Annotated in this window: 6 protein-coding genes; all 6 read right to left on the bottom strand. The window is 71.8% G+C overall.

Annotation, left to right across the window (positions count from 1 at the left end; genetic code table 11):
* Window positions 1-1,038: serine/threonine-protein kinase (locus AC31A1_RS43910; protein WP_489658675.1), on the bottom strand; the 1,038-nt coding region annotated here is incomplete at its 3' end.
* A 374-nt stretch (window positions 1,039-1,412) separates the two neighbouring features.
* The gene (locus tag AC31A1_RS43905; RefSeq protein WP_489658674.1) at window positions 1,413-2,372 is read right to left on the bottom strand and encodes a threonine/serine dehydratase family protein; all 960 of its coding nucleotides are present in this window, start codon (window positions 2,370-2,372) and stop codon (window positions 1,413-1,415) included.
* 82 nt (window positions 2,373-2,454) lie between these two features.
* Window positions 2,455-3,483, bottom strand: coding sequence for a polyprenyl synthetase family protein (locus AC31A1_RS43900; protein ID WP_489658673.1), 1,029 nt, complete (start codon window positions 3,481-3,483; stop codon window positions 2,455-2,457).
* Window positions 3,480-4,526: a tetratricopeptide repeat protein gene (locus AC31A1_RS43895; protein WP_489658676.1), complete on the bottom strand. Its 1,047-nt coding sequence runs from the start codon at window positions 4,524-4,526 to the stop codon at window positions 3,480-3,482. Before AC31A1_RS43895 ends, AC31A1_RS43900 begins: the two co-directional genes overlap by 4 nt.
* Before the next feature lie 202 nt (window positions 4,527-4,728).
* Complete coding sequence (locus AC31A1_RS43890) at window positions 4,729-5,406, bottom strand: AIM24 family protein (protein ID WP_329352489.1); 678 nt, start codon at window positions 5,404-5,406, stop codon at window positions 4,729-4,731.
* Between the two features lie 66 nt (window positions 5,407-5,472).
* Window positions 5,473-6,560, bottom strand: a 1,088-nt coding sequence (locus AC31A1_RS43885; protein WP_489658672.1) for a CAP domain-containing protein, incomplete at its 5' end; no start/stop codon positions are given.

Genomic DNA, 6,560 nt, shown 5'->3' with positions numbered 1-6,560 from the left:
GGCGGACGCGGAGGGCAGGGGGGAGGGCTCGGTCGTCGCCGAGGTCCGAGTGCCGGGCAGTTGGTGGGTGGCGGCCAGGACGGCGACCGTGACGGTGCCGACGGCGAGGGCGGTCCCGGCGGCCATGCCCCGGCCGCTCCAGGTGGTCCCCGCCCCGCGCACGGCGTCGTAGGCCCGCCGCAGCCGGGGCAGCGGAATCGGCTCGCGGTCGGCGTACGGGTCGTCGTTGAGGATGCGGGTGAGGATCTCGCGGACCACCGGGCGGGTCAGCCGCTCCCGGGAGTTCTTGCGCAGCAGCCCCTGCACGACCTGCGCCAGCGGGCCGGCGCGCGACGGGCCGCGCATCGGGAGCCGGTCCACGCCCTTCATGGTGGCCTCGGGGCGGCCCCGGTCGCGGAACGGCGGGTGTCCCTCGACCAGCGTGTAGAGGATCGCGCCCAGCGCCCACAAGTCGGCGGCGGGACCGATGCGTTCGTCCCGTGCCTGTTCCGGCGAGGCGTACGACGGTGCGGTGATCCGCGGGGCGAGGGTGGCGCCCGCGAGTCCGAAGCCGGTGAGGACGACCCCGCCCTGATCCCGCACGAACACCTGGCCGGGGCTGAGTTCGCCGTGGGTGATGCCCTCGCTGTGCGCCGTCTCCAGGATGTCGAGCAGTTCCAGTCCGATGCGGGCGGCCCGTACGTAGTGGAACGTGCCCTGCTGGGCGAGGAGTTGGCCCAGCGGTGTGCCGTCGATCCAGTCGGTGACGGTCCACAGCGTGCCGGCCTCCTCGACGGCGTCGACGACCGGGGCGACCCGGGTGGGGCAGAGCAGCACCATGACGTCGGTGGTGCGCCGGATGCCGGCGGTGATCCGTCCGGCGCTCTCCGCGTCCGGGGCGAAGGGGAGGGCCACCTCCGTGAGGAGGCAGGGCTGTTCGGCGATCATGTCCTCGCCGTACCAGGAGACACGGTTGGTCTCGCGGTGCGCGACCTCCATGGGCCGGTATCTGCCGGCGACCAACTCGTGTACGGAGACGTGCGTCTCGACCATGGCCATCCCTCGCTGAACCCGGGCTCTCACCTTTCCCAGAAGTACGGCGGGTGTGATGGGCTGCGTTCAACGGAAGCCCAATTCCCCGGTGTTTCTTGCCTTTTATTCAACGGTGGCGAGCAGGTGTGCGAGAAAACCGAGTCGCGGGGAGGTCCCAGGTCGGCGCTCGTGTCCCGGGGCGGGGGAATTCGCCGCGAAGGCCGCTGAAGGCTTCCGTGGCGGAATATCGCCGCCCCGACCTGGTGGTAACCAGCGGTAAACGCTGGCGTGAAGACCGCGAATACGCCGGTGTCCGTCGACAACATCGTCGGGGGATTCGTCAACGAGCCCGTCGGTGAGGTGAGTTGACGGGCGCGTCGGCGAAGGGAGTTGACGGGAAGTCAGCGCAACCCGAAGCCTTCCGACCAGGCCGCGATCTCCCCGACCGTCGCGTTGCCCCCACAGACCACGAGGCCGAGCCGGGCGCCCTCGCCGACCCGCTCCAGCACCTGCCGGGCGGCGGGCAGCAGACAGCCCGCGGCGGGCTCGGTCCACACCTTGGCGTGCTCGGCGAGGTCGAGACACCCTTGCACGGCGTCCCGGTCGGTGACGGTCAGCACCTCGGTGACGAGGGCCGACACATGGTCGTACGTCAGCTGCGACACGGCCGGCGCGCTGAGCGTGGTCACGATCGACGAGGGCGTGACCGACACCGGGCCGCCCGCCGCGAGCGCCGCGGACATGGCCTCGGCGCCCTCGGTCTCCACACCCCAGACCCGGATTCCGGGCCGCCGGGCGTGCAGGGCGGCGGCGACGCCGGCGATCAGGCCACCACCGCCGATGCTGACCAGGACGTCGGTGAGTTCACCCGCGTCCTGCGCGAACTCCAGCCCGACCGTGCCCTGTCCGGCGATCACCACCGGGTCGTCGAACGGGTGGACCAGGGTCAGCCCCTCGTCCCGCAACCGGTTCACCAGCTCGAACGCGCTCGGCATGTCGTCGGTCAGCCGCAGCGACGCGCCCGCCGCCTCCACCAGCGCGACGGACCGCGCCGGCGCCGAGCGGGGCATGACCACCGTCGCCTTCACATCGAGCGCCGCCGCCATGACCGCGAGCGCGATCCCGTGATTGCCGCCGCTGACCGCCACCACTCCGGCGGCCAGCTCGCCCTCGCTCAGCGACAGCAGCTTCGCCGTCGCCCCGCGCGCCTTGAAGGAGCCCGTGCGCTGCAACAGTTCCAGCTTCGTCGTGACCGGGACACCGAGCAGCTCGGAGAGCCCGAAGCTCTCCACGGTCGGGGTGCGTACGACGTGTCCGGCGATCCGCCCGGCGGCGGCTTCGATCTCCGAGATGCCGATCAAGGCAGTCATCCTTCCGGCACGGGGACAGGTGACCCGTGCCGGTTCGACCCTGACGCGGAAAGGACGCGCAGGTCAACACGTTTCAGAGATCGCGACGCACCAGGAACTCCAGCAGGGACCGCAGGTCGTCCGCGGGCCCGGCTGCCAGGGGAACTCCCGCGAGGGCCGTCTCCACCGCGGCGAGGTGCCGACGGGCCTCCGCCAGCGCCGCCGTACGGCCGCCGGCCTCCTCGGTCAGCGCTGCCGCCACGGCGGGGTCGGCGCCCGAGTCGAGGAGTGCGGCGAGGCCTCGGGCACCGGGGGAGGAGAGCGCGGCCAGCACCGGAAAGGTCTTCTTGCGCTCCCGCAGATCACCGTGCACGGGCTTGCCGGTCACGGCCGGGTCGCCCCAGATCCCCAGGACGTCGTCGACCAGTTGGAAGGCGATGCCCAGATGCCGTCCGGCCCGGTCGAGCGCGGCGACCGTCGTCGTGGGCGCCCCACCGAGTACGGCACCGAGCGCGACCGCGCAGCCCAGCAGCGCACCCGTCTTGCCCTCGGCCATCGCCCGGTACTCGTCCGGGCGGACCCGCTCCGGCCCGGTCCAGGGACGCGCCGCGAACAGCAGGTCGTCCGCCTGTCCGTGCACCAGATCGCCGAGCGCCGTGGACAGCAGACGCAGTCCGCCCGCTCCGCCGGGAGCCGCGGCGAGCGTCTCGACCGCCAGCGCGAACAGGGCGTCGCCCGCGAGGACGGCCGGTCCCGTGCCGTAGGCCTTCCAGACCGTGGGGCGGCGGCGTCGGGTCGGGTCGCCGTCCATGATGTCGTCGTGCAACAGCGAGAAGGTGTGCACCAGTTCCACCGCGACGGCCGCGGCGATCCCGGCCCGTCCGGGCGCACCGGCCGCCTCCGCCCCGAGCACGGCGAGGGCCTGGCGTACGCCCTTGCCGCCCGGCGCGGCGACGGGAGCGCCGCCCACCTCGCACCAGCCGAACGAGTAGGCGGCCATCTCGCCCATCCACGGATGCAGCCGTCCGACCGCCTCCGCGAGGGCGGGCCGCACCAACTCCCGGGACCGGGCCAGGACGTGGGGCACAGAGGGGGCCGCCACCGTCGAGGAGTGCGCCGTCACCGTACGACCTCCGTCGTGCCGCCGACGCCCAGTTCGTCCTCGGCGCGGGCCACCATCTCCCGCGCGTGCCGCAGGCCTATCCGCTCCAACGTCCGTGCCAGTTCGGCGAGTTCGCCCGCCGTCTCGGCGCGGTCGCGGCCCAGGCGGGCCAGGGACTTGGCCAGGCCAAGCCGGGAGAGGGCCTCGCCGCGCGGCTCGCTCATCGCGCGGAACTCGGCGAGCGCCTGCTCGTAGAGGTCACGGGCTTCGGGGTAACGCCCGGCGCGGTAGAGGACGTTGGCGCGCATCTTGTGGTTGTAGGCGAGCGCGCTGGAGAGCTTCATGGCACGGCAGCTTTCCTCCGCCTCGGACAGCAGGCGGAGCGCCCGCTCGGTGTCCCGGTCGCGCACGGACACGATGTCGGCGAGTCCGCGCAACGCCCAGGCGTGCCCGCGCTTGTCGTCGGCGCCCGCCGCGATCTCGGCCGCCTCCTCGAACATCGCGAACGCCGTGTCGTAGGAACCCCTGTTGCGATGGATCTGCGCGATCCCCTCCAGCGCCCACACCGTGTGCCGGGCCTCGCCCCGTTTGCGGGCCTCGGCCAGGAGTTGTTCGTGCAGTCGGGCCACGGCCTCGTAGTCGCCCTGGATCCGGCCGGTCTCGGCGAGGCCCGCCAGTGAGTAGCCCCGTACGACGATGTCTCCGCCGCGCTCGCCGAGTTCGGCCGCGAGCCCCAACAGCCGCCAGGCCAGCGGGAACGCGCCGCGCTGCCGGGCCAGGGTGCCGCCGCTCCACAGCGCCCAGGCCATCGCGGCCGTGTCTCCGGCCTCGCGGGCGGCGCGGTAACTGGCCTTCCACGCCTGCTCCGCCTCCCGCACCTGCCCGAGCCGCCGGTGTGCTTCGGCGACCGCGAGCCCCGAGCGGGCCGCCTCGCCGCGCTGTCCCGAGCGCTCGGCCGCCGCCAACTGCTCGGTGCCGGCGGCCAGTACGTCGACCAGTGAGGAGTTGACGGACAGGGTGGTGAGGGCGCCCTGGTACTCCGGAGCGAATGCCTTGCCGTACATCGATGCCTTTCGGTCCATATGCACCGCACGTAGACACTGTGTGTATACATAGTGCGTATACGTCGTGTGTATACATGCCGTGTATAGAGTGCTGAAAATCAGCCCTGGCCGTGAGGGCCAGGGCGTCATCCGGTGTTGCGGATCAAGACGTCGATGCGGGCGGCGAGGTTGCCTCCGAGGCGTAGATCACTCGCCGCACCCCTCAGTGCTGCTGCGCCTTCTGCGGAGTCTCCTCGCTGGGCCGTACGACGACGAACCCCTCGCCCTGGAGCATGAGTTGGACGGCCTCGCCGGAACCGCCGCGCAGCATCGAGCCGATGGACTGCGACCGGTGCAGCGAGGTCTGGAGGTGGGCCGACCAGCCGACCACCGCGTCCGTGTCGACGAACACCGGGTACTGCGGCGAGACCGGTATGACCAGCGGGTTGCCCTCGCAGACCAGGCCCAGCTTGCCCTGCCCGGTGAAGACGCTGTTGAAGAGACCGCCGCCCGCGATGCCGGAGCCCTTCACCGTCTTGATCGCGTACGACAGCGAGGCGTCGAAACACAGCACGTTGCGGCCGTTGACGGTGAACTCGTCGCCGGGGTCGATCTCGACCACGAAACAGTTCTGCGCCTCGTGCGCGAACCACGCCTCACCCTGGCCGCGCACCGCCATCAACGGCAGCCCCTCACCGGTGACCGCGCGCTTGAGCATGCCGCCCACGCCCTGGCCCTTGCGCTCGAACTGGAGATTGCCGCGGTAGGCGATCATCGCCCCCTGGCGGGCGAGCATCTCGCCGTTGACCGCGTACCTGATGCACTTGGCATTCTCGACGGTCATGCCCGGCGCGGTGGCCGGCTGCACCATGTGCTCACTGGAAAACAGATCACCCTTCATGCGGGCATCCTGTCCCGGAAGATCTCATTCCGACAAGATCGCGGACGGGACGACCGTCCCGCGAGGTCAGGCGCCGAAGAGCTGCGTCCAGTACGTCCCCGTCTGTCCACCGCCCGCGAAGCCGATGCCTATGTGGGTGAAGTCCGGCTTGAGGATGTTGGCGCGATGGCCGGGGCTGTTCATCCACCCCTCGACGACCTCGGCGGCCGACCGCTGACCGCAGGCGATGTTCTCGCCGATCGTGCGCCTGCGCGAACCCGCGGCGGCGGCCCGGTCCCAGGGCTGCGAGCCGTCGGGGGAGGTGTGCGAGTAGAAGGCACGCGCCACCATGTCGGTGCTGTGCGCCTGCGCGGCGGCGGCGAGCAGTGGGTCTACGGCGAGTGCGCGCAGCCCGGCCCTGGCGCGCTCCGCATTGGTCGACTCGACGACCTCCGCCGCCGTACGGGCCAGGTTGCCGGCGGTGAGCGGCGTTGCCCACAACGCTGTCCAGTAGACGTCACCGGAGCGGGGGTCGACGGACTGGGCGAAGCCCGCGTGCGTGAAGTCCCGTTCCAGCAGCGTCCGGTGGGCCTTCTCGGTACGCAGGCAGTAGTCGAGGAAATCGGCGGGGGTGCGCGGTCCGGAGACCAGATGCTCGCCGATGGTGAGGTAGGTGTAACCGGCTTGGGTGACGCGCTGGTACACGGAGGTGCCGTCGCGGCTCTCGGTGCTGAGCTGTCCGGCGGCGGCCATGCCGGAGGCGTGCGCTTGCGCCGCGGAGGCGAGCCGGTGGTCGAGGGTGACGGGCGGTGAACCGGCGTTGGCGCGGGCCGAGTTGGCGAGGGCGAGGAAGCCGGCGGGGTCGGCTGCCGGGGATGTCGAGTTGAAGTGAGGGCCGGCTGAGGGTGTCGACCGAGGTGCGGGTATGGACGCCGATCGCACAGCGGCAGGAGCAGGAGTCGCGTCCTCGACGATGTCCACGCCGAAGTCCCGCGCGATTCCGGCGAGTCCATCGGCGTAGCCCTGTCCCAACGCGCGCAGCTTCCAACCCGTGCCGCGCCGGTACAGCTCGGCGAGGAGCAGGACTGTTTCCCGCTGGGGGCGTGGCGGGGTGAAGCGGGTGAGGGGTTGGCCGCCGGTGCTGGTCACATGGAGGGTCGGTGCGGGCAGGCGGC

The organism is Streptomyces sp. P5F9 (genome assembly GCF_057961495.1).
The sequence above is the reverse complement of the archived record's forward strand: the minus strand, read 5'-3'. Positions and strand labels throughout refer to the sequence as shown.